This window comes from Sphingomonas citri, from assembly GCF_019429485.1.
Taxonomy (GTDB): Bacteria; Pseudomonadota; Alphaproteobacteria; order Sphingomonadales; family Sphingomonadaceae; genus Sphingomonas; species Sphingomonas citri.
In genome coordinates this window covers 189,274-213,961 of the sequence record NZ_JAHXZN010000002.1, presented here as the reverse complement: position 1 = coordinate 213,961, position 24,688 = coordinate 189,274, and the positions used below count along the sequence as shown (strand labels likewise).

Genomic DNA, 24,688 nt, shown 5'->3' with positions numbered 1-24,688 from the left:
AAACTTGGTATAGGTTAGCGCGGCGGCCGCGCCGCATCGGAGAGGTAGGGAGAAGCCCTTATGTCGCTCATCGTCAACGGAGAGGCGGTGGCGCTGCCGTCCGACCCGCGAGTCTCGCTGCTCGATCACCTGCGCGAGGCGCTGCATCTCACCGGCACCAAGAAGGGCTGCAACCAGGGCGCGTGCGGCGCCTGTACCGTGCTGGTCGACGGCGAACGCATTCTCTCCTGCCTCGCGCTGGCCGTGCAGTACGAGAGTCGCTCGGTCACCACGATCGAGGGGCTGGCGGGCGAGGACGGGCTGCACCCGCTGCAACAGGCCTTCATCGAGCATGACGGATTCCAGTGCGGCTATTGCACGCCCGGCCAGATCTGCTCGGCGATCGGCATGGCGGCCGAGGCGGGGCGCGGTGTCCCGAGCCACGTCAGCGTCGACCTCGGCGCACCGGTGGCGCTCACCCGCGAGGAGGTGCAGGAGCGGATGAGCGGCAACCTATGCCGCTGCGGCGCGCACAACGGGATCGTCGACGCGATCCGCGCCACCGTCGCGGCGGAGTGGGCGGCATGACGCCCTTCTCCTACGCCCGCGCGGGAAACGCCGCCGAGGCGCTGCGGCTCGGCGCGGCGGGCGCCACCGCCTATCTCGGCGGCGGCACCAACCTGGTCGACCTGATGCGCGAGACGGTGGCGCGCCCCGCGGCGCTGGTCGACGTCACCGGCCTCTCCGCCGTGATCGAGGAGACCGACGGCGGCGGGCTGCGCATCGGCGCGGCGGCGCGCAACACCGCGCTGGCGGAGCATCGCGCGGTGCGCGAGCGCTATCCGATGCTGTCGCGCGCGATCCTGGCGGGCGCCTCGGCGCAGATCCGCAACATGGCGACGGTCGGCGGCAACCTGCTCCAGCGCACGCGCTGCACCTATTTCTACGACACCGAGGGTTCGCGCTGCAACAAGCGCTCGCCGGGTGAGGGTTGCGACGCGCGCGACGGCTTCAACCGCATCCACGCGGTGCTCGGCGCGTCCGAGGCCTGTGTCGCGACTCATCCCAGCGACATGTGCGTCGCTTTGGTCGCGCTCGACGCGCAGGTCCATGTCGCCGGCGCGGGCGGCGAGCGGACGGTACCAATCGCCGACTTCCACCGCCTGCCGGGCGACTCGCCCGACCGCGACACGATCTTGGCGCCGGGCGAGCTGATCACCGCGATCGAGCTGCCCACGCTGCCGCTGGCGGCGCGCTCGACCTATCGCAAGGTGCGTGATCGCGCGAGCTACGCCTTCGCGCTGATCTCGGTCGCGGCGGCGATCGAGCTCGACGGCAACCGCGTCGCGGACGTGCGCGTCGCGTTCGGCGGGGTGGCGCACAAGCCGTGGCGCGCGCTCAAGGCCGAGGCCGCATTGCGCGGCGGCCCGGCGACGCCCGAGGCGTTCCATGCCGCCGCGGCGCTCGAGTTCGCCGAGGCCGCACCGCTGCGGCACAACGCGTTCAAGCCGGCGCTGGCGGGGCGGACGCTCGCCGCGGTGCTGGGCGAGCTGGTCAAGGGAGAGGCGGCATGAGCATCGTCGACACGGTCAAGCAGGGCGCCCAGGGCCTGGTGCAGGGCGCGATGACCAAGCTGGTCCCGCTTGCGCCGGACAGCTGGATCCCCGGCGGGGTCCCCGACCCACTGATCCAGCACAAGCACGGGCTGATCGGCGCGGCCGTCTCGCGGCTCGACGGCCCGCTCAAGGTCAAGGGCGCGGCGCCGTTCGCGGCGGAGTTCCGCTTCGAGAACATGGCCTATTGCGCGCTGGTCTACGCTACCATCGCGCGTGGGCGGATCACCGCGATCGACGTCGTCGCGGCCGAGGCGGCGCCCGGCGTGGTACTGGTGATGTCGCACCTCAACGCGCCGCGGATGAACAAGCCGCCCGCGTTCGGCTCCACGCCGCACGGCGTCGGGCCGGCCGATCTCCCGATCTTCCAGGACGATCGCGTCCATTGGAACGGGCAGCCGATCGTCGCGGTATTGGCCGAGACGCAGGAGCAGGCCGATCATGCGGCCGCGCTGGTCGAGGTCGCCTACGCCGCCGAACCGTCGACCACCTCGCTGGAAGGCGCCAAGGCGAACGGCATCGCGCAGGGCCTGTTCATGGGCCAGCCTTTGCTCAACGAGATCGGTGATGCCGAGAGCGCGCTGGCCCAGGCGGCGGTCAAGGTCGACGCGCTCTATCGCACGCCGCGGCACAACCATAACCCGATCGAGCCCCACGCCGCGACGATCGCCTGGGTCGGCGACGAGCTGGTGATCCATGACGCCAGCCAGATGGTGACGCAGCAGGCGCAGACGCTCGGCGAGGTGTTCGACCTCACCCCCGACCAGGTGCGGCTGACCTCGCCCTATGTCGGCGGCGGGTTCGGCAGCAAGGGGCTGTGGGACCATCAGGTGATCGGCGCTGCCGCGGCGAAGATGGCGGGGCGGCCGGTGCGGATCGCGCTGTCGCGCGAGGGCGTCTACCGCGTCGTCGGCGGCCGCACGTTGACCGAGCAGCGTGTCGCGATCGGCGCCAGCGCCGACGGCAAATTCGAGGCGCTGATCCACACCGGTCTGTCGGTGATGTCGCCGCACAACAACATGCCCGAGCCGTTCATCCTCGGCACCCGCGCCGGCTACGCCTGCCCCAACATCAGGCTGCAGGTGGAGGTGACGCAGATGAACATGCTCGCCAACACCTTCATGCGCGCGCCGGGCGAGGCGGTCGGTACCTTCGCGCTCGAGTCGGCGATCGACGAGCTCGCGGTGGCGCTCGCGATCGACCCGGTCGAGCTGCGGTTGCGCAACGAGCCCGAGAAGGACCCCACCACCGGGCTGCCCTTCTCGTCGCGCCACATCGACAAGGCATGGCGCGACGGCGCGGCGCGCTTCGGCTGGTCGGACCGCGGCGCACCGGGGGCACGGCGCGAGGGCGAGTGGCTGGTCGGCACCGGCTGCGCCACCGGCACCTATCCTTATTACCGGATGCCCGGCGCCGAGGCGCGCATCACGCTCCGCCGCGACGGTGACGGTGTCGGCGCTTTGGTCGAGGTGGCCGCGGCGGAGATGGGGATGGGCACCTCCACCACCACCGCGATCGTCGCCGCCGAGCGGCTCGGCCTGCCGCTCGACCGCGTCGAGGTCGCCTATGGCGACTCCGCCATTCCCGGTGCGATCATGGCGGGCGGGTCGCAGCAGACCGCCGCGATCGGTGCGGCGGTGATCGCCGCGCACAACGCGCTGGTGGCCGAGCTGCTGACGCTGGCGGGCAACGACTCGCCGCTCGCGGGGCTCTCGGCGGGCGAGGTCGGCAGCGAGGACGGCGGACTGGCCAAGCTCGACGACGCCGCGCGGCGCGAGAGCTACGCCTCGATCCTGGCGCGCGCGCAGCGGGACGAGGTGACCGTCACCAAGGCCGGCACGCCGCCGCTCGAGCTGATGCACTGGTCGATGCACTCGCACAGCGCCCTGTTCTGCGAGGTGAAGGTCAATGCGGTGACGGGCGAGACGCGGGTCAGCCGCTTCCTCGGCGCGTTCGACTGCGGGCGCATCCTCAACGCCAAGACCGCGGCCAGCCAGTTCCGCGGCGGCATCATCATGGGGCTGGGCCTCGCGCTGATGGAGGAGACGCAATTCGACGAGCGCAACGGCCGGATCATGAACCCGAGCCTCGCCGAGTATCACCTGCCGGTGCACCTCGACGTGCCCGAGATCGACGTGATCTGGACCGACATCCCCGACCCGCACACGCCGATGGGCGCGCATGGCGTCGGCGAGATCGGCATCACCGGCGTCGGCGCCGCGGTGGCCAACGCGATCTACAACGCCACCGGCCGGCGCGTGCGCGACCTGCCGATCACGCTGGACAAATTGCTATAGCGCGGCGGTGGAGAACGCGCGCGGCGGCGCGCTCGGCGCGGCCGCCACGCTCGGCCTTCTGGCGCGGGGTGCGGGTGAGCCTCGTCAGCTCGGCCTTCGTCTGCGCGGCGGTGGCCGCGGCGGGCTATTTCGACCGCGATGCGGTGCACGTCTACCCGGCGATGCCGCCGGTGCGCGACGTCGCGGTGGTGAACGTCTCGGGTGACATGGGGCTGCGCTTCCTGCTCGGCGCCTCGACCTCGCGCGGACTGACCGAGCATCATATCGGCGTCGTCGGCATCTCCTCGCCGGTCTATTTCCGCAAGCGCCGTACCCGCGCCGAGGTCGACGCCTTCGTCGCCGACGCGGTGCGTACCGCGATGGCGCGGACCGGCGCGCGGCGATTGATGGTGATGGGCCAGTCCTACGGCGCGGACATCGTCCAGACCGGCATGGCGCATCTGCCGGCCGAGCTGCGCGGGCGGGTGGCGGGGATCATCCTGGTGCTGCCGGGTGACTCGGTCTTCTACCGCGCCGACCCGACCGGCTGGGCCTATCACGGCACGCCCGACAGCGTCGGCGTGACCACCGCGCGGACGCTGACCTGGACGCCGCTCACCTGCATCTACGGCGCGGAGGAGGACGACAGCCTGTGCCCGCTGCTCGATCTGCCCAACGTGCGCAAGATCGCGATGCCGGGCGGGCACAACATCAAGCACGATGCCGAGGGATTGCTGCGCCACGTGCTGGCGGCGGTGGAGCGGGCGGGGGCGGCGAGGTAAGTAGGCTCAGAAGGCGCTCTTCCATCTCCCACCGTCATCCTGAACTCATCTCAGGATCCACCTTGCCCCGTCACCAGCGGTCGCGGCGTCGGCGGGCCTGTAGATCCTGAAGCGAATCTAGGATGACGGCGATCGCTCGAGAGGCGACCTTCGACATCGCGGTCCGGCACTACACCTCCCAGCCGCCGCCCAGCGCGAGGAACAGCTGGACCTGGTCCGCCGCGAGCCGGCTGTCCGCCGCGGCGAGCGTCTGCTCGCTGCCGATCAGCGTGCGCTGCGCGTCGAGCACCGGCAGGAAGCCGGTTCGCCCAGCGGTGAACAGCCGCTCCGAGTCGCTCGCCGCCCGTCCCGCCTGTTCGCGCGCCTGCGCCAGCGCGGCGCGGCGGTCGAGGTCGCGCGCGTAGACGGTCAGCGCGGTCTCGGTCTCGCGCAGCGCGCCGAGCACGACGCCGTCGAATCTGGCCACCGCGGCGTCGGTCTCGGCCTGCGCGCCCGCGATCCGTGCGCGCACGCGGCGACGGTTGGGGAACTCCCAGCTGATCAGCGGGCCGAGCGAGAATTTATAGGTGTCACCCGCCAGCGCGTTGCGCAGCAGCCCGACCGAACCGGCGGAGGCGCCGAGCGTCACGCGCGGGTAGAGTGCCGCTTCCGCCACGCCGATCCGCGCGGTGGCGGCGTGGAGCAGCAGCTCGGCGCGGCGTACGTCGGGGCGGCGGCGCAGCAGCGCGGCGCCGTCGCCGACCGGGATCGGGCGGTCGAGCCGGGGCTCGAGCGCGCAGGCGGCGACGTCGCGGTCGAACTCGGCGGGAGGGCGGCCGGTTAGCGTCGCCAGCCGGAACAGCGCCACCTGCCGCGCCGCGAGCAGCGTCGGCAGCGTCGCGCGGACCTGCTCCTCCTGCGCGCGCGATCGCGTCGCATCGAGCGAGATGCCGCGCCCGGCGCGCACCAGCCGCTGCGTGAGCGCGGTGGTGCGCTGCTGCAGCGCGAGTGCGCGCTGCGCCACGCCGATCTCGCGCCCCGCGGCGCAGGCGTCGACATAGGCGCGCGTCGCGTCGGCCACCACGGTGACCTTCACCGCGTCATAGGCGGCGCGCGTCGCGGCGACGTCGGCGGTCGACGCCTCGACCGCGCGACGCACCTGCCCGGCGAGGTCGAGCTGGTAGGAGACGCCGACCCGGCCCGCATAGACCGGGGCGGCGGGTAGCGCCGCGCCGGGTAACAGCTCCTCCTCGGCCGAGCGCTGCGCGTAGCCCGGGGCGACCTCGAGCTGCGTTTGCGGCGTGCGGTCGGTCTCGGCGAGGTCGAGCGCGGCGCGGGCGCGGGAGATATTGGCCTCGGCGACGCGCAGGTCGGTGTTGTGCGCGATCGCCGCGGTGACGAGCCTGTCGAGCAGCGGGTCCTGGTACAGCCGCCACCAATGGTCGGGCAGCGGCGCCGGCGCGTAGGCGGCGGCGTCGCCCGAGACGAACGCGCCGGTCGCGCTCGGCCGCTCGATCATAGCGGTGGCGGGCCGGTGGTAATTCGGACCCGCCGCGGCGCAGCCGGCGAGCAGTCCGGCGAGCAGCGCGGGGGCAAGGCGCCGAGTCACGCGCGATGCTCCCGCGCGGAAGGGGCAGGAGCGGGAGGCACCACCTCGACCGTGGCGGTGCGCCCGACGACGAGCGAGATGCCGGCGGGCAGGCGATCGATCGTCACCCGCACCGGGATGCGCTGCGCCAGCCGCACCCAGCTGAAGGTCGGGTTGACGTTGGCCAGCAGGTTGGCGCCGGCGCTGCGGTCGCGGTCCTCGATCCCGCCGGCGATGCTCTGGACATGGCCGGCGAGCGCGCCGTCGTCGCCCATCAGCCGCACCCGCACCGCGTCGCCGACGTGGATGCGCGGAAGCTTGGTCTCCTCGAAATAGCCGATCACATGGAGCGAGGCGCGGTCGATGATCGCGAAGGCCGGGTGTCCCGCGCTGGCATAGTCGCCGGGGCGCAGGTCGAGGTTGGTGACCGTGCCCGCCACGCCCGCGCGCACCATCGTCCGTGCGAGGTTGAGCTCGGCGGTGTCGAGCGCGACGCGCGCCTGCGCCAGCGTCGCCTCGAGCTGCGCGACCTTGGCGAGGCTCTGCTCGCGGACCTCGCCCGCGACCAGGTCGCCGAGCTCGCGGTCGCGCCGCGCCTCGCGACGCGCCTGGGCGAGCTGGACCTGCTGCGCCGCGATCGCCGCGCGCGCCTGCGCCACCGCGAGCCGGTAGCGCGGCCGGTCGACCTCGAACAGCGGCGTCCCCGCCGCGACCGGCTGGTTGTCGCGCACGAACACCTGCGTGACGAGACCCGAGACGTCGGGGGCGACCTGGACCACGTCGGCGCGCACGCGGCCGTCGCGCGTCCAGGGTTCCTCCTCATAGTGGATCCACAGCCGCTGCGCCGCGAGACAGGCGGCGGCGACCACGACCAGCGTCACGGCGACGCGCAGGATGACGATCTTTCTCATGATTCCTAGCCGAAGAGAGCGGCGGGCGCGGTGCCGCCGAGGAGCGCGGCGCAGCCGGCCCAGAGGATGACGGTGAGCGCGACGTCGAACAGCCCGCGATGCCAGACGAAGCGGTAAAGGCCGAGCCGCGCCAGCGCCCAGCCGATCGTTTCCGCGGCGATGAAAGCGAGCACCGCGGCGAGCAGCAGCGGGTGGACGTACACGCCCGCGAGGTCGATCTCGCCGTTCATGCCGCCGCCCTCGCGTAGTCGAGCCCGCGCGCGGCGGGGAAGAAGTTGCGGCGCAGCCCGGTCAGCGCGGCGAGCCGGTCGCGCGGGGCGGGCGCCTCCGCCAGCGCCGTCGCGATCGCCGCGTCGAGCCGCGCCAGCAGCGCCGCGTCGGGTGCGGCCACCTCGCCGCGGGCGCGGGCGCGGTAATGCGCGGCGACGTCGGCGCGCAGCGCGGCGAGCGAGCCGTCGGCGACGACGTCGTTGGCGGGGGCGAGCTGCGTCAGGCTCACGCCAACGCGGAGCTCGCGCAGCGCGGCCATGCCGGCGTCGCGGTCACCCTGATCGAGGTCGCCGACCCGCGCGCCGAGCAGTCCGACGCGGTCGAGCATGCGGCTCCGCCACGCCGGCAGCGTCGCGCGGCCGGGGCGCGCGGCCAGCTCGGCGAGCTCGCGCCACCCGGCGCGGCGCAGCCGGCGCAGCGCGGCGCCTGCGCCGAGGCTGCGGCACAGCCGCGTCGCCACCATCGCCGCGGCGACTCCGGCGAGTTGCGCGACGCTGCCGTTGAAGAAGCCGGCGGCGTCGGCGCTGAAGCTATTGGTCAGGGCCAGCCCGCCCGCCAGGCCGATCAGCAAGGGCATCATCCGCCCGTACCAGCGCGGCAGCGCCATCAGCACCCCAGGCACCAGCAGCGCGGGCGCGAGCAGCAGCGCGAGCGTCTCGAAGCTGTGCACCAGCGGCAGCAGCGCGAAGAGATAGAGCGCGACCAGCGGCAGCGACGTGACCGTCCAGATCAGGAAGCCGCGCTGCGCCGGCACCGGATCGTCCATCGTGGCGAAGAAACAGCACACCACCGCCGCGATCATCGCCGCGACCGCACCCTCCGGCCAGGCGGTCATGATCCAGAAGCCGCAGCAGGCGAGGATCGCGACGAAGGTGGCGACGGCGGAGAGGAGCGCGAGCGGCAGGTCGCGGTGGAGCGGTCGCCGTCGCCGCTCGCTCAGCAGCGCACGCACCCGCTCCGGCGGCGCGGCGCCGGGATCGATCGCCTGCGCCGCGACCAGTCGCGCGATGTCGAGCGCCTCGACCAGCTCGCGCAGTCGATCGAGCAGATTGGCGATCAGCAGCTCGCGCCAGTCCGCGGGTGTCAGCGCCGCGGCGAGCGCGTCGGCGCGCGCGACCAGGCTAGCCGGATCGTGCGCGGCCGCGTCACTAGCCCAGCCGCGGATATCTTCGACCAGCGCGGCTATCTCGGCGGGCACCTCGCCCTCGACGGCGATCGCGCGGAGCCGGTCCTCGACCGCGGAGACGAGCGGCAGCAGCAGCACGAAACGGTCCTGCAGCGCGCTCAGCAGCGCGCGGGTCGGGCGCGCGGCGGCGGTGTCGAACGGGACATGTGTCGCCATGACGTGCAGCTCGGTGACGTCGCTGGCGAGACGGCGGCGCTCCTGGTCGGCGCGATGCGTCGGAGCGGGGGCGAGCGCGTCGGCGATCCAGCGCTCGGCCTCGGTCAGCAGCGTCCGAACGCGCGCCCCGAGCAGCGCGGTGACGCTGCGCGGCCAGACCGCGGCATGGACGAGCGCGGCACAGGTCACGCCGATGCCGATCTCCTGCGCGCGCAGCACCGCGACGTCGAAGATCGCCTCGGGGTGGCCCACAGTGGGGAAGCCGACCAGTGCCGCGGTATAGCCAGCGAGCATGAAGAGGTAGGAGCGCGGCGTGCGATCGAGCAGCGAGACGAACTGGCACGCCGCCACCCAGCCGGCGAGCGCCAGCGAGAGCAGCAGCGGGGCGTCCACCAGCAGCGGCACCATCACCACCGCCGCGCTCGCGCCGACGAGCGTGCCGAGCAGTCGGAACAGCGCCTTGGAGCGGACCGCGCCGCTCAGCGGCTGGCTGGTGATATAGACGGTCGCCATCGCCCAGAACGGGCGCTCGAGCCCCAGCGCGAACGAGACGTACAGCGCCAGCATCGCCGCGGCGAAGCAATTGGCCGAGAACACGGCTTCGCGCAGACCGACCCGCATCGGATCAGGCCGCGTCGGCCGCGGACAGCGCGTGGGCGAGCCGCTCGAGCACGTTGCTGGCCACCGCGATCTCGGCAGGAGCGATCCCGGCGAACAGCGCGGCGCGGATCTCGGCCGAGCGCGCCTCTGCCGCTGCGGCCAGTGCGCGGCCCGCGTCGGTGAGGTGGAGCGTCTTGGCACGCTTGTCCGCGGGATCGGCCCGACGCTCGGCGAGCCCCGCCCGCTCGATCTGATCGAGCATCGGGACGACCGTGGGCGGCTCGACCCCGAGCTGCTCTGCCAATGCGCCTTGGCGTACCCCGTCCTCCATCCGCCCGAGAAGCATCACTGCCAGCGCGGAGGAGTGCGACAGCGAGAGGTCCGCCAGTTCGCGGTCGAGATGGCGGCGATAAGCGCGTGCCAGCGGGACGAGCAACGTGGTGAGCTGACGCTCGGGCGGAGATGAGCTGGTGGGCACATCCGTTAGTTAGCTATCTATCGATTATGGGGCAAGTGGTTGGGTACGGCTCTTGTCAGAGCTTTGTTCCTTCGAGCCCGCCCCGCGCCACCGGCCGACGCCGGTGACGCGGGGCGCTCGTCTCGCCGCACGAGTGACAGTCACGCCACGGCCAGACGCCGGGCGGTCTCGCGATAGTCGTGCAGCGGGCGGCCGAGCAGTTGGGTGAGCCGCTCGCGATCGCCCTCGTGCGGGATCATGCCGTCGCTGACGTAGCGCTCCGCCATTAGCCGCATCTCATAGGCGGTCCAGCGCGGCATGAAGGTCGCCATATTCTGCTCGAAACCGCTCGGGTCGTCACCGCCGTAGACGACGGGGCGGCCGAGCACCTCGGACCAGATCGCCGCGACGTCGGTGCCGGTGAGCGTCTCCGGGCCGACCAGGTTGATCGTCTGGAGCGGCAGCTTGGCGGGCGCGCGCTCGCGGCGGATCAGCTCGATCGCGGCGACCTCGGCGATGTCGCGCGCGTCGACCATCGCCACGCCCTTGCCCCCGATCGGCATGGGGTACACGTTGTGCTGCAGGATGACGTCCTTCACCATCGCCTCGTTGTCGATGAAGTAGGTGGGGCGCAGGATCGTCGCGCCCGCGTCCATCGCCGCCAGCATCCGCTCGGCGCCCGACTTGACCGCGAAATGCGGGACGTTGACCGCCTCGTCGGCGCCGAACACCGAGAGGTAGACGAAACGGTCGATCCCGGCCTCGCGCGAGAGGTTGAGCGTGATGATCGCCTGGGTGAATTCGTCGCCCGTGACGGCATTGAGCAGGAACAGCGTCCTGATGCCGCCGAGCGCGGCGCGCAGCGTGTCGATGTCGAGCACGTCGCCTTTCACCACCTCGACCGCGGCGGGGAAGCTCGCCTTGGCGGGATCGCGTGTGAGAACGCGGACGTCGGCGTCGCGGGCGAGCAGCTGATCGACGACGTGCCGGCCGACGCGGCCGGTGGCACCGATGACGAGGATGGTCATGAGAAGTCTCCTTCGCGTGTCGTGTTGACGAAGGCGAAGATGTCCGTTCCATGAGGGGGCGAATAGACGCGCCTTTTAGATGCGGTGTTCCGTTGGTGAGACGATCGTGGTCGTTGTGGGTGCTACGGCTGACGCACCTCGTCTGGATCGTGCGCGTGCTCCAGCGAACGCCGGAGCGCAGCGTCGCCGACGCCGACTGCCACGACGCCGGGTGCGGGAGCCCGCTCCGACTTGCACGGATCAGGTTCTGGGCAGAGTCGTTGCACTCACACGCCTCGTGGCTTCGGCAGACGCCGGTGCATAGGGCGAGGCTGTGCCCCGCGAGACGGAAGGCTGCAGCGCCACGGCGGAGCGCCCGATCTGCCAAGCAGATCGCACCTCACGCCATCGCGCTAGACGGACCGATCGCGACGGGCGCTCACCACTGTCGGCGGAAGCTGCGGATCGCCACCACGGAGTCGCGCCGGGCGCGCTGTGTCGTGGCGCTGAGGGCGGTCGCTTCCGCCGGAGGAGCGGGATCGACCACCATGCTCTCGATGGTTTCGGGCTGAGGCGCGGCCGGCGCCGAGATCGCGATCGCGGCGGGCTCGACCGCGCCGATCATACGGTCCGTCAGTACCACGGCGGGTCGGCGGGTTACCTCCGCGTCGGGACGGTGGAGGGGGCGTGCTACTCGGACCACCACGGCGGGCAGCGGCGTCGGTCGCTTGATCGAGCGCGGACGCGTGGCGGGTGCCGCGGCGACGGCGGTCGGCGCGACGGGTAGTGGCGCGATCTTGACCGGTGCGCGTTCGACGTTCGTCGTATCCGCACGCTGGCTCGGCGCCGTCGCTCGGACGCCCGACGGATCGGGAGCGTCGTCGCGCGCCAAGGCCAGGAAGGCGAGGCCGCTGATCGCGCCCACCGCGGCAATACCGAGCGTCGCCGAAGCCCGGCGCGATCCCGCGAGCGATCCGGCGACGCCACGCGGCGACGGCGCGGTGTGGCCGTTTGCGTCGCCGTCCGCGGCGGTGGGCTCCCCCAGCACCGACAGAAGCGCGGCGTCGAGCTGCTCGTCGTCGAAGGCGGCGGGCGGGCGGTTTACCATGCCGCCACCGTCTGCCGGTGCTCGTCTGCCTCTCGGCGCTCCGCCCCCACCGGCGCGGCCGCGCCCGTCGCCTGCAGGAACCAGCGCTCGCCGCGTTCCAGCCCCATGGCGGTGAGGCGACCGGTGCGATACGCGCCGGTGTCGAGCCCGATGCGGTTGTCACGCACCTCGGGGCCGTCCTCCGCGATAGTGTGGCCGTGCACGACGGTGACGCCGTGATCGTCCTCCGAATCGAGGAACTCCTCGCCGATCCAGAGCAGGTCGCGCGGCACCTGGCGCTCGAGCGCGACCCCGGGTCGGACACCCGCGTGAACGAACAGATGATCCTCGTGGCGCAGCGTCAGCGGCAGCCGCGCCATCCAGTCGATCACGTCGCGGCCGACCAGTTGCGCCGCCGCGCGCAGCTCGCGGATCCCTGGCATGTCGTCGGTGAGCGCGGGTGAGGCACCCCAGCTCAGCAGCGTCTCGCGACCGCCGAAGTCCAGCCACGCGCGATAGGCCCAGAGATCACCGCGCAGCGCGTGCACCATCATCTCCTCGTGATTGCCTCTGAGAACAGTGAAGCGCGGATTGAGCTGGCTCAGCCGCAGGCAGCCGCGCACCAGCCGCGCGCTGTCCGGGCCGCGATCGACGATGTCGCCGAGCAGGACGATCCGCGTCACCGCCGGTGTGCGTGCGGCATGGTCGCGCTCGATCGTGCGCATCAGCGCGCGGAACAGATCGAAGCGACCGTGCAGGTCACCGATCGCGTAGATCCGTTCCGGCCCGTTCGCGTGATCGCCGCCCGTCACTCGCTCGCTACCCCCATGCTGGCGCGCTCACTCGCGCGCTCGTGACAATCCCACCGAGACGGCCAGGCCCGCCGAGAAGCTGGCCGCACCGCGCGACAGCCCCGCGGTGGTGAACCCGGTCAGCCGCAGCGGTGTTCCCGCGAGCCGCGTCGAGGCGCCCGCGAACAGCTCGTGTGCGTCCTCGACCAGGCGCGTCGCCGCGCGCGCATAATGGTAGGAGGTCAGCAGATAAGCATCGCGCCCGAGCGCGAACGAGGCGCCGGCCGAGGCCGCCGGACCGTCGCGCAGCTCGTACAGCGCGGTGTCGCCGAGGAAGCGATAGGTCACGGAGACGAACGGCGTCACCACGCCGAGCGGCAGCGACGCGTCGGCGCCGACGGCATAGTCGTTCTCTCCGCTGGAGAGGCCGCTGCGCTGGGTCGCGGTGTTGATCTTGGCGCGCCCCGACAGCTCGACCTCCACCGGGCTGCCCGCGGGGGCGATCGTGTAGGCGGCGCCGAGCGTGAGATCGCCGATGCCCTCGGCGGTGCGCTTCACCGCGGAGGTGTTGGGTGCGACCAGCACCGGCGTGGCGTCGATCCCGGTGAAGACGGTGGACCGGCTGCGGATCCGCATCCACGGCAGCGAGGCCGAGAGCGTGAGGTCGTTCAGCCGCAACCGCGCGCCGAGCGCGGAGCTCCAGATCGTCGTCGTCGAGCCGGTGCCGAAGTCGCCCTCGCCATAGATGCCGCCCAGCGAGACGTCGAGCGTGGCGTCGTCCCGGTCGAGCCGCTCCATCGCCTGCGGCACGGTGGCAGCGGAGACGGTCGCGTTGGCACTCGACGGCGAGATCGCGCTCGTGGCGTCGTAGCGCACGTTCCGCTCGGGTGGATCGAGGACCTGCGCCGCCGCGGGCAGGGCGAAGGCTGAGACGGCGAGCGCGGCGAGGACCGCTCTGTCATGGATCATCGGGCTCTCCCTGAGGCCGGCGTCACGGTGCCCGTCGCCGCGTGGGGACCGGCGGCACCGAATGGTTAATCAACGCCTTACGCGATCAGGCCGAGAGGGAAACAGCGTTGATCGCGTGTGAGACGACCAACAGCTGACGGGTGGCACGAGCACGAACCCGAGCGTAGCAGGGCGCGTCGTCACTTCGCCGCGGACTGTTCCGGCGCCGGCGCGATCTATCGCTCGTCAAGACACCTATCTCGACGGAGGCCGTGCGCCCGATACGCATGGTTCATTCTGGGACAGTGAGCTGATGGTAGCTGCCCCCGCGGTCCGCGCCCTCGATCTGCGATCGGTCACCGATGGATACCAACGCTGGTTAAGGTGGGTCTTTAGAGAAGGTAGATAGTTGCTGCGCATGAGGAAGTTATGGCGCGTTTGATCCACCGGCTGCGGCAGCTGCGACACTCGGACGAGCGGATCACCGCCGCGGCGCGCGCCACGTTGGTCGAGTCGCTCTACGCCTCGCCGCAATCGCTGGTGATCGGCGCGCTGACCAGCAGCGTGATCGCCACCGTGGTGGCCGTGGTCAGCCGCGACCGCTGGCTCGCCATCTGCGCCGTCACGATCGGCGTGGTCGGCGTGATGCGCATCGTCGACGCGGTGCGGCTGCATCGCCAAATGGCGGTGGCCAAGGTGCGCGCGGGGGCGGCGGCGCGGCGGCAGGAGCGCGGCTATCGGCTCGGCGCGCTGAGCTACGCCGGGCTGCTCGGGCTGTTCGGGCTGCTGACGCTCACGCGCACCGACGACGGCGTGCTCCAGCTGCTCGCGGTCACCACCGCGATCGGCTACGCGGCCGGGATCGCGGGGCGCAACGCGGGGAGACCGTGGATCGCGCTGAGCCAGCTGTGCGGTGCCTCCTTGCCGCTGGTCGTCGGACTGCTGATCGCGTTCGATCCGCTCAAGGCGGTGCTCGCGGCGGTGATCCTCCTCTTCGTCGTGGCGATGATGGAGATCACGTTGCAGACCTATGAGGCGATCCTGCGCGCAGTCCTCGTCTCGCACGAGAAAGCCGCGTTGGCCGAGCACAACGCCAATATGGCGCGGCGCGACGACCTCACCGGGCTGGCCAATCGCACCGCTTTCCGCGAGCAATTCGAGGCGCGGCTCGCCGCCGTGGCGGCGGACGGCGGGTCGCTCGCCCTGCTGTGGCTCGACCTCGACCGCTTCAAGGAGGTGAACGACACCTTCGGCCATCTCGCCGGCAACGCGCTGCTGGTCGCCGTGGCGGAGCGGCTGCGGCGCACCTTCACCGACTGCGGCACCGTTGCTCGCCTAGGCGGCGACGAGTTCGCGATCGTCTGCGCGCTCGACAACCCTGAGCAGGCGGCCGCGATCGGGCGGCGGTTGCTCGAGGTGGTGGGAGAACCGGCGCAATGCGATGGCCACCGGCTGCGCTCCAGCGTCTCGGTCGGGGTCGCGGTGGCGCCGCGCGACGGCACCGACGCCGACACGTTGCTCAAGAACGCCGACCTCGCGCTGTATCGTGCCAAGGAGAGCGGACGCGGCCAGATGTCGCTCTACGAACCCGCGATGGACGAGAAGATCGAGCGCCGCCGCCAGCTCGCCGCCGAACTGCACGGCGCGCTGCAACGCGGCGAGTTCCACCTCGTCTATCAGCCCATCTACGACCTGGCGGGCGAGCGGATCACTTCGTGCGAGGCGCTGCTGCGCTGGACCAACCGACGCCACGGCGCGGTGTCGCCGGCCGAATTCATCCCGATCGCTGAGGACAACGGGCAGATCGTCGCGATCGGCAACTGGGTGCTCCACCAGGCCTGCTGCACCGCGCGCGACTGGCCGGCGCATATCTCGGTCGCGGTCAATCTCTCGCCGGTGCAGCTGCGCGCGAGCAACCTGCCCGCAGTGGTGATCAGCGCGCTCGACTCGACCGGACTGGCGCCGCAGCGGCTGCACCTGGAGGTGACCGAGTCGGTGCTGCTCGAGGACGTCGACGCCTCGCTCGCCGCGCTCAAGGCGCTCAATCGGCTCGCGGTGAACACCACGCTCGACGATTTCGGAACGGGTTATTCCGCGCTGAGCTACCTCACGCGCTTCCCATTCCAGACGCTCAAGATCGATCGCTCCTTCGTCACCGACCTCGATCACAGCCCGGCGTCGATCGCGATCGTGCAGACCGTGGTCGATCTCGCCGCCAAACTGGGGATGCGGACCGTGGCCGAAGGGGTGGAGACGGCGGCGCAGCTCGACCAGCTGCGCCGCACGCGCTGCGACGCGGTACAGGGCTATCTGCTCGCGCGGCCGATGCCGGCGGACATGGTCGCCGCCATGTTCGCCGGCACGCGGCTGCGCGCGGGGAACGGCTAGGCCGCGGCGCGCTCGAGCAGGCGGGTCTGCGCGCCGGTCAGCCGCCGCATCAGCTTCAGATCCGACTCGCTCAACCGCAGCGCGGCGTCGGCCCACAGGTCCACCACCGACTCTAGCTCGGCGAGCGGCAGTGGGTTCACCGCGCGTGACGCCTCGTAGATGGCGCAGTGAGCGCTGTGGCGGCGGCGGTTCTGGCGGATATAATCTTCCACCATGCCGCGCCCCGTGCCCGGCTCGGCGAGCGCGTGGACCAGGCCCATCTCGTACAGCTCCTCCGCACGATAGGTCCGTCCGCTCAGGATCATCTGCTCGGCGCGCGCGGCGCCGAGCCGACGCGACAGGAAGCAGTGCGCGCCCATGCCGGGGAACAGGCCGAACAACGTCTCGGGCAGGCCGAAGCTGACGCCGCGCTCGGCGATGACGACGTTGAACGACAGCAGCGCCTCGAAGCCGCCGCCCAGCGCGTCGCCCTCGACGAGGCCGATCGTGACGATGGGTCGGTCGAGCCCGGTCATGTTGCGGTGGAGGATCTGCACGCAGGCGTGCCCGTACCGCACCAGCGATTCGCGATCGCCCGCGCGGATATGCTGTGCGAACAGGTCGAGGTCGCCGCCCAGCGAGAAGACGCCGGGAAAGCGCGAGCCAAGCACGAGGTAGCGGATCGGCATGGCGCCGCTGGCGCAGGCGAGCTCGATATCGTCTTGCCAGGTGACGAAGTCGCGCAGCAGGTCTGGGTTGAAGCTCGGCCGCGTGCGCGGGCGCATATAGGTCCACAACGTGTCCAGCGTGGGATCGAAGCTCACGTCGAGCTGGTCGAGCTGGAACAGCGGCCGCGCGCCCGCGGTGGGCGAGTCGGCGTGCTGGAGGCGGTGGTGCGGCCCGGGGACGACCGGAGGATATTCGACAGTCATGATGTTTTCCTCTTCTCGTGCAGCGCTTTGCTGCATGAGAAGAATATCCCGGAGCGCTCGCGGATGCTGGCGCTGTTATGTGTCCCGCGATGGTCCGTCAGTCGTATTCCTGCAACGCGACGACTTCGAACTCGAACGATCGCCATCCGCGCTGCTTCGCTGCCTCCTCGGCGGGCACGCGTTTGGCGAGCGCCGCGCGTTGCGATGGTTCGTGCCCCCAGAACACCTCGGTGCGCCCGTTGTGGAGCTGTGCGACGATGCGCCAGTAATGCGTCAGCGGCGCAGCGGTCGGCCCGATCGTCTTGACGTACCCGTCCGACAGCGTGGCAGTCAGGTAACGTTTCCTCTTCGCCATGGCGGCAATGCTGCCCCTTACTAAGAACCATGCCTTCTAGGCCTCCTGCGCGTGCCGGAGCTCAGAGTCACTAAGGTCGCCCGTCGTCGAACTGGGCTCCGGCGCCCGAAGGAAGACGGCCGGGTCGCGGACGCGTCGCTCTGGACAGCATCGGCGCGGGCGCCTATCGGGCGCGCCTTCGCGGCCTCTTCCGGGTTTCCGGCCGCGGCCACCTCCACCGAGCCCGCGAGAAGGAACCTCCTCATGGCGTGGCTCATCCTCGGCGTTGCCGTGGTCACCGAGATCATCTGGGCATTGAGCCTGAAATGGGCCGCGATGCGCCCCGGGCTTCTCGTCTCGACGATCCCCATCGCGCTGAGCTTCGTCAACATGGGGCTGCTGGCGCTGGCGATGCGCGGCCTGCCCGCGGGCACCGCCTATGCGGTGTGGACGGGTCTGGGTGCGGTCGGCGTGACGCTGCTCGGCGTGGTGCTGTTCGGCGAGACGCTCAACTTGGCGCAGGTCGGCTTCATCGCGCTGATCATCATCGGCGTCGTCGGCACCAAGTTCTTCGCCTCCGCCTGAGCATCGCTCTCCGCGCTGCGGCGGGATCCAGGCAGGTCGCGGCGCCAACTGCTGCCGTTGAACGTCGCCGCGCGATCACACCTGCGGGACGGCCGTACGCAAGAGAGGCTTCCCCCGCGAGTTCCTAATCCATATTAGGGATTTTGCGGCTTCGACTCGATCGCCGCGGGGGGACGTCGAGACTTTGCCCGACTTCAAGGAAGAGGCGCGGATCATCCGTGAGCTGGTGCGCGCGGGCAACGGGCCGGATCCGTTCTCCTCGGCCGTGCGCACCACGCGCATGCCGATGCTCATCACCAACCCGCGCCAGCCGGACAACCCGATCGTCTTCGCCAACGCCTCGTTCGCGCGGCTGACCGGCTATGATCGCGCCGAGATCATCGGCAGGAACTGCCGCTTCCTCCAAGGCCCGGCGACCGACCGCGGCGAGGTGGCGCGGCTGCGCGCCGCGATCGACCTGCGCAAGCCGATCGAGCTGGAGCTGCTCAACTACCGCAAGGACGGCACCACCTTCTGGAACCGCCTGCTGGTCTCGCCGGTGTTCAGCGACGACGGCGTGCTGACCTTCTACTTCGCCTCGCAATATGACGTCACCGAGGAGCGCGAGCGGCTCGCCCGGCTGAAGCGTGACCGTGACGAGCTGGAGTCGGAGGTGGCGCGCCGCACCGCCGAGCTGCAGGCGAGCGAGCAGCGGCTGCGGCTGGCGCTGGAGGCGGGGCGGCTCGGCACGTGGAGCCTCAACCTCGAGACGCGCCACCTGATCGCCTCGGACAGCTGCAAGGCGATCTGCGGTCGTCGCCCTCACGACTCGCTCAGCCTGGAGGAGTTGCAGGCGACGATCCACCCGGACGACCGAGCGATGCAGGCCGCCGCGATCGGGCGCGCGATCACCGAGGGCACGATGCTCGACGCTGAATACCGCCTCTCCCTGCCCTCGGGCGAGGAGCGCTGGGTGCAGGTGCGCGGCCAGGCCAACCATCGCGCCGACGGCACGCCGATCGCGCTGGTCGGTACCACCCAGGACATCACCGAGCGCCGGCGCGACCAAGGCCATCGCGCGCTGTTGGCGCGCGAGCTGAGCCACCGTGTGAAGAACACGCTCACGTCGCTCCAGGCGGTGGTGGCGCAGACCATCCGCCGCGCCAGCTCGCTCGAGGACGCGGGCGAGACGATCGCGGCGCGGATCCAGGCGATGGCCGCCGCCAACGAGCTGCTCGTCAGCGAGGCCTTCGCCAGCGCCTCGGTGCGCGACCTGCTCGAGCGCACGCTGGCGCCGTTCGGCATCGAGGATGGCCAGCGCTTCGTGCTGAACGGCCCCGCGCTGAGCCTGCCGCCGCACCTCGTCGCGGCCTTCGCGCTGGCGCTGCACGAGCTCGCCACCAATGCGACCAAATACGGCGCGCTCTCCAATGCCGCGGGCGTAGTGGAGGTGACGTGGGAGCTGATCGACCGTGCCACCCCCGCGCTGCTGCGGCTCAGCTGGGTCGAGCGGGCCGGCCCCCCGGTGATCGCGCCCGAGCGCAGCGGCTTCGGCACGCAGCTGATCCGGCGCGTCCTCGCGAGCGAGGCGGGGGGCAGCGCCGACATCGATTATCGACGCGAGGGTGTGGTGTTCACTGCTATCCTGCCGCTGTCGCTCGACTAGCACGACGCGATGAAAGAAGCCGTGCTTGCTCCACCTCTATAAGGGGGGCCCTCTGGATGACGGCGGTGCGTGTGACGCGTCGCGCGCTATCGGGTCGGCCGCGTGTCGATATCGACTCGACCGGCAGCATTTCTTCATGGCGCTTGGTGACGAGCCAGCGGCCGCGCCCGCTTGTCTGTTCACGCTGAGAAGCCGCTGAGCCCGTCGAAGCGGCGCCTCGAAGCACATACTCACCGCGTTGAAAGAGCGCTGCAAGGCGATGCTGAAACGAGCTAAGCCTCAACTCAGCGCTAGCGGTACCAGGCGGGCAAAGGCCGCTCGCGGCTGGCTTCCATCGCCGGATGAGCGTCGCGTGATGGCAGCGCCGGTTGAAGAAGCCCGTCCGCGCCATTCCGACCCAAGACGAACCGAAATTTACCGCGCGCGTGCTGGCAGGCGGCCGGTCAACCATCCTAGGGCTTGGCGCGGATGGGTATACCGAATCACCGCGCCGGCGCCGAGTGGCGCGCGGGCTGGCCGCTCGTGCTGGGCGGGCTGGTCGGCATGGGTGCGGGGCCGGGGCTGTTCCAGAACATCTCCAGCCTGTTCATTCCCGGACTGATCGCCGAGTTCGGCTGGACGCGCGGCGAGATCGCCACTGCCGCGGGAGTGGGGCTGCTCGGCTGTGTCGCCATCCCCTTCTTCGGCCGCGCCACCGACCGGGCCGGGCCGGTCCCGGTCATCGCCTTCTCGCTGCTGCTGCTCGGCGCCACCTATCTCGCCTTCACGCGGCTGGCGGGCGAGCTGTGGCACTATCAGGTGATGGTGCTGTGTCTCGCGCTCGGCGTGCCCGGCACCAGCGCGGTCGCGTACGGAAGGCTGATCGCGACCCGCTTCGTCGCGCATCGCGGGCTGGCGCTCGGCGTCGCCACCTCCGGCCTGTCGGTGACCACCCTGCTAATGCCGCCGATCGTCGGGGCGGCGATCACGCGAGAGGGCTGGCGCGGCGGCTTCGTCGTCCTCGCTGTCTATGTCGTGGCGGTGGCGCTGCCGCTGACCCTGCTCGCGCTGCGCCGCGTCGGACCGGTCGCGCCGGTGGACACGGCAGGCGGTCCCAGCGCGCGCGCGGCGCGGCGCCAAGGACGCTTCTGGCGGCTGGGGCTGACCGCCTTCTGCGTCAATTTCGCGACGGTCGGGCTGGTGACCCAGCTCGTGCCGCTCGGGCTCGAGCGCGGGCTCGGCGCGATCGAGGCGGCGCTGCTCGTCACCGCTTTCGGCAGCGCACAGCTGGTCGCGCGGGTCGCGATCGGGGCGCTGGTCGATCGGCTCGCGCCGCACCGCGCCGCCGCCGCGGTGGCGTTGCTGTCGGCGGCCGGGTTCGCGCTGCTCGAGCTGCGCGCTCCCGGTCTCGCCGCGCTGTGGCTGATCGTCTTCCTCGCCGGGCTGATGAACGGTGCCGAGAACGACCTGCTGCCCTTCTTCGCGGCACGGCTGTTCGGGGTCGGCGCGTACGGCGAGACGTACGGCTCGCTGCTGGTGATCGCCCTGCTCGGCACCGCCGCCGGCGTGGTCGGCTTTGGGCGACTGCGCGACGCGACCGGCGCCTACGATCTCGCGCTCGCGCTCGGCGCCGGGGCGATGGTGGCGGCGGCGCTGCTGTTCCTCTCGCTGCGCCAGCGCGCGCACGACTGAGCGATGATCGACCGCCGTCGCCACCCGCCCGGGCTCGCCTTCACGAGCTGGCGCGCGCGCGATGGCTGGAGCCTGCGCGCCTATGACTGGCCCGCGCCGGCGTCGCGCGGGCGGCTGCTGTTCCTCGGCGGACGCGGCGATTTCGCCGAGAAGTACCTGGAGGCGATGGCGCATTGGCGCGGGTGCGGGTGGAGCGTCAGCGGCTTCGACTGGCGCGGCCAGGGCGGCTCGGGACGGGTCGGGCACGACCCGCTGGTCAACCATCTCGACAGCCTCGATCCGCTGCTCGACGATCTGGCCGAGTTCGTCGCGGCGCGGCCGGCGGCAGTGGTGGTGGCGCATTCGATGGGCGCGCACCTGCTGCTCCGCCTGCTCGCCGAGAAGCGCGCGCGCTTCGACGCCGCGGTGCTATCGTCGCCGATGCTGGGGCTGCGCGCCGGCCCGCTCGGCACGCCGGCGATCGCCGCGCTGGCCGCCGCGGCGGCGCGCACCGGTCGCGGCGAGCGACGCGTGTGGGAAGGCGATGCGGGCAATGTCGGCGGGCGGATGACCTCCTGCCCCGAGCGCCAGGCCGACAAGGTCTGGTGGAAAACGAACCACCCGCAGATCGCCTCTGGCGCGCCGAGCTGGGGCTGGACCCGCGCCGCCTGCGCCTCGATCGCGCGGCTGCGCCCCGCCGCGCTCGCCGCGGTGGACACGCGCGCGCTGCTGCTGGTGTCGCGGCGCGACCCGATCGTGTCGCCGCGTGCCGTGGCCCGCGCCGCGCGGATCCTGCCGCTCGGCCAGCTCGAGCTGCTGCCCGGTCGCGGCCACGAGCTGCTGCGCGAGGCCGACCCGATCCGCGAGCGCGTGCTGGCGCGGATCGACCAGTTCCTCGACTGAGGTTCTCTGCTCAGAAGGGCGCCATTTCGCTTCCGTTAGGAAGGCACCATGCCTATATGCCCGCTATGGCAGAACAGCAGAATTCCAGCGAGTACGGCGCCTCCTCGATCAAGGTGCTGAAGGGCCTGGACGCGGTGCGCAAGCGTCCCGGCATGTACATCGGCGACACCGACGACGGCTCGGGCCTCCACCACATGGTGTTCGAGGTGAGCGATAACGCGATCGACGAGGCGCTCGCCGGCCATTGCGACCGGATCGACATCACGCTCAACGCCGACGGCTCGGTTTCGGTGACCGACAATGGCCGCGGCATCCCGACCGGCATCCACCCCGAGGAGGGCGTCTCCGCGGCCGAGGTCATCATGACCCAGCTCCACGCCGGCGGTAAGTTCGAGAACACCAGCGACGACAACGCCTATAAGGTGTCGGGCGGACTCCACGGCGTCGGCGTCTCGGTGGTCAACGCGCTGTCCGAATGGCTCGACCTGACGATCTGGCGCGACGGCGAGGAGCACTACATGCGCTTCGCCCACGGCGACGCGGTCGCGCCGCTCAAGGTGGTCGGCAGCGCCGAGGGCATGAAAGGGACTCGCGTCACCTTCCTGCCGTCGCCGGACACGTTCAAGATCACCGAGTTCGACTTCGACAAGCTCGAGCATCGCTATCGCGAGCTGGCCTTCCTCAATTCGGGCGTGCGGCTGTTCCTCACCGACGCGCGGCACGAGGAGCCCAAGCAGGTCGAGCTGTTCTACGAGGGCGGGATCGCGGCCTTCGTGAAGTGGCTCGATCGCAACAAGCAGCCTTTGTTCCCCGATCCGATCTCGGTGGCGGGCATGCGCGACCAGATCGGCATCGAGGTCGCGCTGGAGTGGAACGACTCCTATTACGAGAACGTCCTCGCCTTCACCAACAACATCCCGCAGCGCGACGGCGGCACGCACATCGCCGCCTTCCGCGCCGCGCTGACCCGCACGCTGAACAGCTACGCCGAGAAGTCGGGGCTGCTGAAGAAGGAGAAGGTCAGCCTCACCGGCGACGACATGCGCGAGGGGCTCACCGCGATCGTCTCGGTCAAGCTGCCCGATCCCAAGTTCAGCTCGCAGACCAAGGACAAGCTGGTCTCGTCCGAGGTGCGCCAGCCGCTCGAGAGCCTGATGGCCGACAAGATGGCCGAGTGGCTCGAGGAGAACCCGCAGCACGCCCGCTCGATCGTCGGCAAGATCATCGACGCCGCCGCCGCGCGTGAGGCGGCCAAGCGCGCGCGCGAGCTCACCCGGCGCAAGGGCGTGATGGACATCGCCTCGCTGCCCGGCAAGCTGGCCGACTGCCAGGAGCGCGACCCCGCCAAGTCCGAGCTGTTCCTCGTCGAGGGTGACTCCGCCGGCGGGTCGGCCAAGCAGGGGCGAGACCGTCACTTCCAGGCGATCCTCCCCCTGCGCGGCAAGATCCTCAACGTCGAGCGCGCGCGCTTCGACCGGATGCTGGGCTCCAAGGAGATCGGCACGCTGATCCAGGCGATGGGCACCGGCATCGGCCGCGACGACTTCAACCTGGCCAAGCTGCGCTACCACAAGATCGTCATCATGACCGACGCGGACGTCGACGGCGCGCACATCCGCACCTTGCTGCTAACCTTCTTCTATCGTCAGATGCCCGAGATCATCGAGCAGGGGCATCTCTACATCGCGCAGCCGCCGCTCTACAAAGCGACGCGCGGCCGGTCGGAGGTCTACCTCAAGGACGACGTCGCGCTCGACGAATATCTCGTCGACGCGGGGCTCGGCGCGATGGCGCTCGACCGCGGCGCGGAGGCGCTGACCGGCGCGCATTTGCGCCCGCTGGTGGAGCATGCGCGCCGGATGCGCACGCTGATGCGCTACGTGCCGCGCCGCTACGATCCGGTGATCATCGAGACGCTCGCGCTGGGCGGCGCGCTCGCGCCCGAGCTGACGCGCGAGGCGCGTGCTGCCGCGGTGGCCGAGGTGACGCGCCGGCTCGATCAGGGCGACAGCGAGGCGACCTGGAGCGCGCGCCTGACCGAGGAGGGCGGCATCCACTTCGAGCGGCTGTGGCGCGGCGTGACCGATCACCATATCGTCGAGCCGGCGTTCCTCGCCTCGGCCGAGGCGCGCAAGCTCCACACGCTCGCCGCCGAGCAGGCCGAGAACTTCGCCCACGCCTCCAAGCTGGTGCCGGTCAAGGGCGCTGCCGTAGAGACGCCCGCCGACGCGATCGCCACCGACGAGGAGGGCGAGGAGACGGTGACGGTCGGGCGCGGCGAGTCGCTCGTGGCACGCCCGTCGCAGCTGCTCGACGCGATCCTGGCGGCAGGGCGCAAGGGGCTGGCGATCCAGCGCTACAAGGGGCTCGGCGAGATGAACGCGGAGCAATTGTGGGAGACTACGCTCGATCCGTCGAACCGCTCGATGCTCAAGGTGGCGATCGATCAGGCCGACGTGGCCGACGAGATCTTCACTCGGCTGATGGGCGACGTGGTCGAGCCGCGCCGTGAGTTCATCCAGGAGAATGCGCTGAGCGTCGCCAACCTCGACGTCTGAGGGGAGCGGCGCCGAGACGCGGCAAGTCAGCAGGACGTGGGTTACGAGGTCGTGCTCCGGCGCACGCCGGAGCCCAGAGCCGCG

Annotated in this window: 21 protein-coding genes; 10 read left to right on the top strand and 11 right to left on the bottom strand. The window is 71.1% G+C overall.

The features are described from left to right. Positions 1 to 60 precede the first annotated feature (60 nt). The 4 genes from KZ820_RS09125 to KZ820_RS09110 all read left to right on the top strand — a co-directional run bounded on the left by KZ820_RS09125 (position 61) and on the right by KZ820_RS09110 (position 4,650). Positions 61 to 567, top strand: coding sequence for a 2Fe-2S iron-sulfur cluster-binding protein (locus tag KZ820_RS09125; protein WP_219748336.1), 507 nt, complete (start codon positions 61 to 63; stop codon positions 565 to 567). Further along, the gene (locus KZ820_RS09120) at positions 564 to 1,553 is read left to right on the top strand and encodes an FAD binding domain-containing protein (protein ID WP_219748335.1); all 990 of its coding nucleotides are present in this window, start codon (positions 564 to 566) and stop codon (positions 1,551 to 1,553) included. Before KZ820_RS09125 ends, KZ820_RS09120 begins: the two co-directional genes overlap by 4 nt. Further along, a complete protein-coding gene (locus KZ820_RS09115) occupies positions 1,550 to 3,889 on the top strand; it encodes a xanthine dehydrogenase family protein molybdopterin-binding subunit (protein ID WP_219748334.1) in 2,340 nt (779 codons plus the stop codon). Before KZ820_RS09120 ends, KZ820_RS09115 begins: the two co-directional genes overlap by 4 nt. 74 nt (positions 3,890 to 3,963) lie before the next feature. Further along, a complete protein-coding gene (locus KZ820_RS09110) occupies positions 3,964 to 4,650 on the top strand; it encodes an AcvB/VirJ family lysyl-phosphatidylglycerol hydrolase (RefSeq protein WP_308462173.1) in 687 nt (228 codons plus the stop codon). A gap of 169 nt (positions 4,651 to 4,819) precedes the next feature. On the opposite strand, the gene KZ820_RS09105 is transcribed toward KZ820_RS09110, so the two are convergent. The 9 genes from KZ820_RS09105 to KZ820_RS09065 form a co-directional block, all read right to left on the bottom strand. Then, positions 4,820 to 6,238 (bottom strand): efflux transporter outer membrane subunit, encoded by a 1,419-nt coding sequence (locus KZ820_RS09105; RefSeq protein ID WP_219748333.1) that lies wholly within the window; start codon positions 6,236 to 6,238, stop codon positions 4,820 to 4,822. Further along, positions 6,235 to 7,128 carry an efflux RND transporter periplasmic adaptor subunit gene (locus KZ820_RS09100; RefSeq protein WP_219748332.1) on the bottom strand — a complete coding sequence of 298 codons (894 nt, stop codon included), beginning with the start codon at positions 7,126 to 7,128 and terminating at the stop codon, positions 6,235 to 6,237. The genes KZ820_RS09105 and KZ820_RS09100 overlap by 4 nt, the downstream gene beginning before the upstream one ends. 5 nt (positions 7,129 to 7,133) lie before the next feature. Beyond that, a complete protein-coding gene (locus KZ820_RS09095) occupies positions 7,134 to 7,358 on the bottom strand; it encodes a DUF1656 domain-containing protein (RefSeq protein ID WP_219748331.1) in 225 nt (74 codons plus the stop codon). Beyond that, positions 7,355 to 9,361: an FUSC family protein gene (locus KZ820_RS09090; protein ID WP_219748330.1), complete on the bottom strand. Its 2,007-nt coding sequence runs from the start codon at positions 9,359 to 9,361 to the stop codon at positions 7,355 to 7,357. The genes KZ820_RS09095 and KZ820_RS09090 overlap by 4 nt, the downstream gene beginning before the upstream one ends. Before the next feature lie 4 nt (positions 9,362 to 9,365). After that, positions 9,366 to 9,818 carry a MarR family winged helix-turn-helix transcriptional regulator gene (locus tag KZ820_RS09085; protein WP_219748329.1) on the bottom strand — a complete coding sequence of 151 codons (453 nt, stop codon included), beginning with the start codon at positions 9,816 to 9,818 and terminating at the stop codon, positions 9,366 to 9,368. A gap of 140 nt (positions 9,819 to 9,958) precedes the next feature. Further along, the gene (locus tag KZ820_RS09080; protein WP_219748328.1) at positions 9,959 to 10,825 is read right to left on the bottom strand and encodes an SDR family oxidoreductase; all 867 of its coding nucleotides are present in this window, start codon (positions 10,823 to 10,825) and stop codon (positions 9,959 to 9,961) included. Positions 10,826 to 11,243: 418 nt separating this feature from the next. Beyond that, entirely contained in the window at positions 11,244 to 11,912 is a 669-nt protein-coding gene (locus KZ820_RS09075; protein ID WP_219748327.1) for a hypothetical protein, read from the bottom strand. Continuing rightward, a complete protein-coding gene (locus KZ820_RS09070) occupies positions 11,906 to 12,703 on the bottom strand; it encodes a metallophosphoesterase family protein (RefSeq protein ID WP_219748326.1) in 798 nt (265 codons plus the stop codon). The genes KZ820_RS09075 and KZ820_RS09070 overlap by 7 nt, the downstream gene beginning before the upstream one ends. A 27-nt stretch (positions 12,704 to 12,730) precedes the next feature. After that, on the bottom strand, positions 12,731 to 13,651 hold the full coding sequence (locus KZ820_RS09065; RefSeq protein ID WP_219748325.1) for a hypothetical protein: 921 nt from the start codon (positions 13,649 to 13,651) through the stop codon (positions 12,731 to 12,733). A gap of 408 nt (positions 13,652 to 14,059) precedes the next feature. Between KZ820_RS09065 and KZ820_RS09060 the strand changes: the two genes are divergently transcribed. Beyond that, complete coding sequence (locus tag KZ820_RS09060) at positions 14,060 to 16,018, top strand: putative bifunctional diguanylate cyclase/phosphodiesterase (protein WP_219748324.1); 1,959 nt, start codon at positions 14,060 to 14,062, stop codon at positions 16,016 to 16,018. On the opposite strand, the gene KZ820_RS09055 is transcribed toward KZ820_RS09060, so the two are convergent. Beyond that, positions 16,015 to 16,929 carry a crotonase/enoyl-CoA hydratase family protein gene (locus KZ820_RS09055; protein ID WP_219748323.1) on the bottom strand — a complete coding sequence of 305 codons (915 nt, stop codon included), beginning with the start codon at positions 16,927 to 16,929 and terminating at the stop codon, positions 16,015 to 16,017. The two genes, KZ820_RS09060 and KZ820_RS09055, sit on opposite strands and share 4 nt — an antisense overlap. Before the next feature lie 97 nt (positions 16,930 to 17,026). Next, positions 17,027 to 17,284 carry a hypothetical protein gene (locus KZ820_RS09050; RefSeq protein ID WP_219748322.1) on the bottom strand — a complete coding sequence of 86 codons (258 nt, stop codon included), beginning with the start codon at positions 17,282 to 17,284 and terminating at the stop codon, positions 17,027 to 17,029. A 243-nt stretch (positions 17,285 to 17,527) separates the two neighbouring features. On the opposite strand from KZ820_RS09050, the gene KZ820_RS09045 reads away from it, so the two are divergent. From KZ820_RS09045 to gyrB, 5 genes are all read left to right on the top strand, one after another. Then, positions 17,528 to 17,848, top strand: a complete 321-nt coding sequence (locus KZ820_RS09045; protein ID WP_219748321.1) for a DMT family transporter — start codon at positions 17,528 to 17,530, stop codon at positions 17,846 to 17,848. A 184-nt stretch (positions 17,849 to 18,032) separates the two neighbouring features. Then, the gene (locus KZ820_RS09040) at positions 18,033 to 19,493 is read left to right on the top strand and encodes a PAS domain-containing protein (protein ID WP_258047989.1); all 1,461 of its coding nucleotides are present in this window, start codon (positions 18,033 to 18,035) and stop codon (positions 19,491 to 19,493) included. A gap of 468 nt (positions 19,494 to 19,961) precedes the next feature. After that, positions 19,962 to 21,164, top strand: coding sequence for an MFS transporter (locus KZ820_RS09035; protein WP_219748320.1), 1,203 nt, complete (start codon positions 19,962 to 19,964; stop codon positions 21,162 to 21,164). A 3-nt stretch (positions 21,165 to 21,167) separates the two neighbouring features. Continuing rightward, the gene (locus KZ820_RS09030) at positions 21,168 to 22,046 is read left to right on the top strand and encodes an alpha/beta hydrolase (protein ID WP_219748319.1); all 879 of its coding nucleotides are present in this window, start codon (positions 21,168 to 21,170) and stop codon (positions 22,044 to 22,046) included. A 65-nt stretch (positions 22,047 to 22,111) separates the two neighbouring features. Next, positions 22,112 to 24,604 (top strand): DNA topoisomerase (ATP-hydrolyzing) subunit B, encoded by a 2,493-nt coding sequence (gyrB, locus tag KZ820_RS09025; protein WP_219748318.1) that lies wholly within the window; start codon positions 22,112 to 22,114, stop codon positions 24,602 to 24,604. Positions 24,605 to 24,688 lie beyond the last annotated feature (84 nt).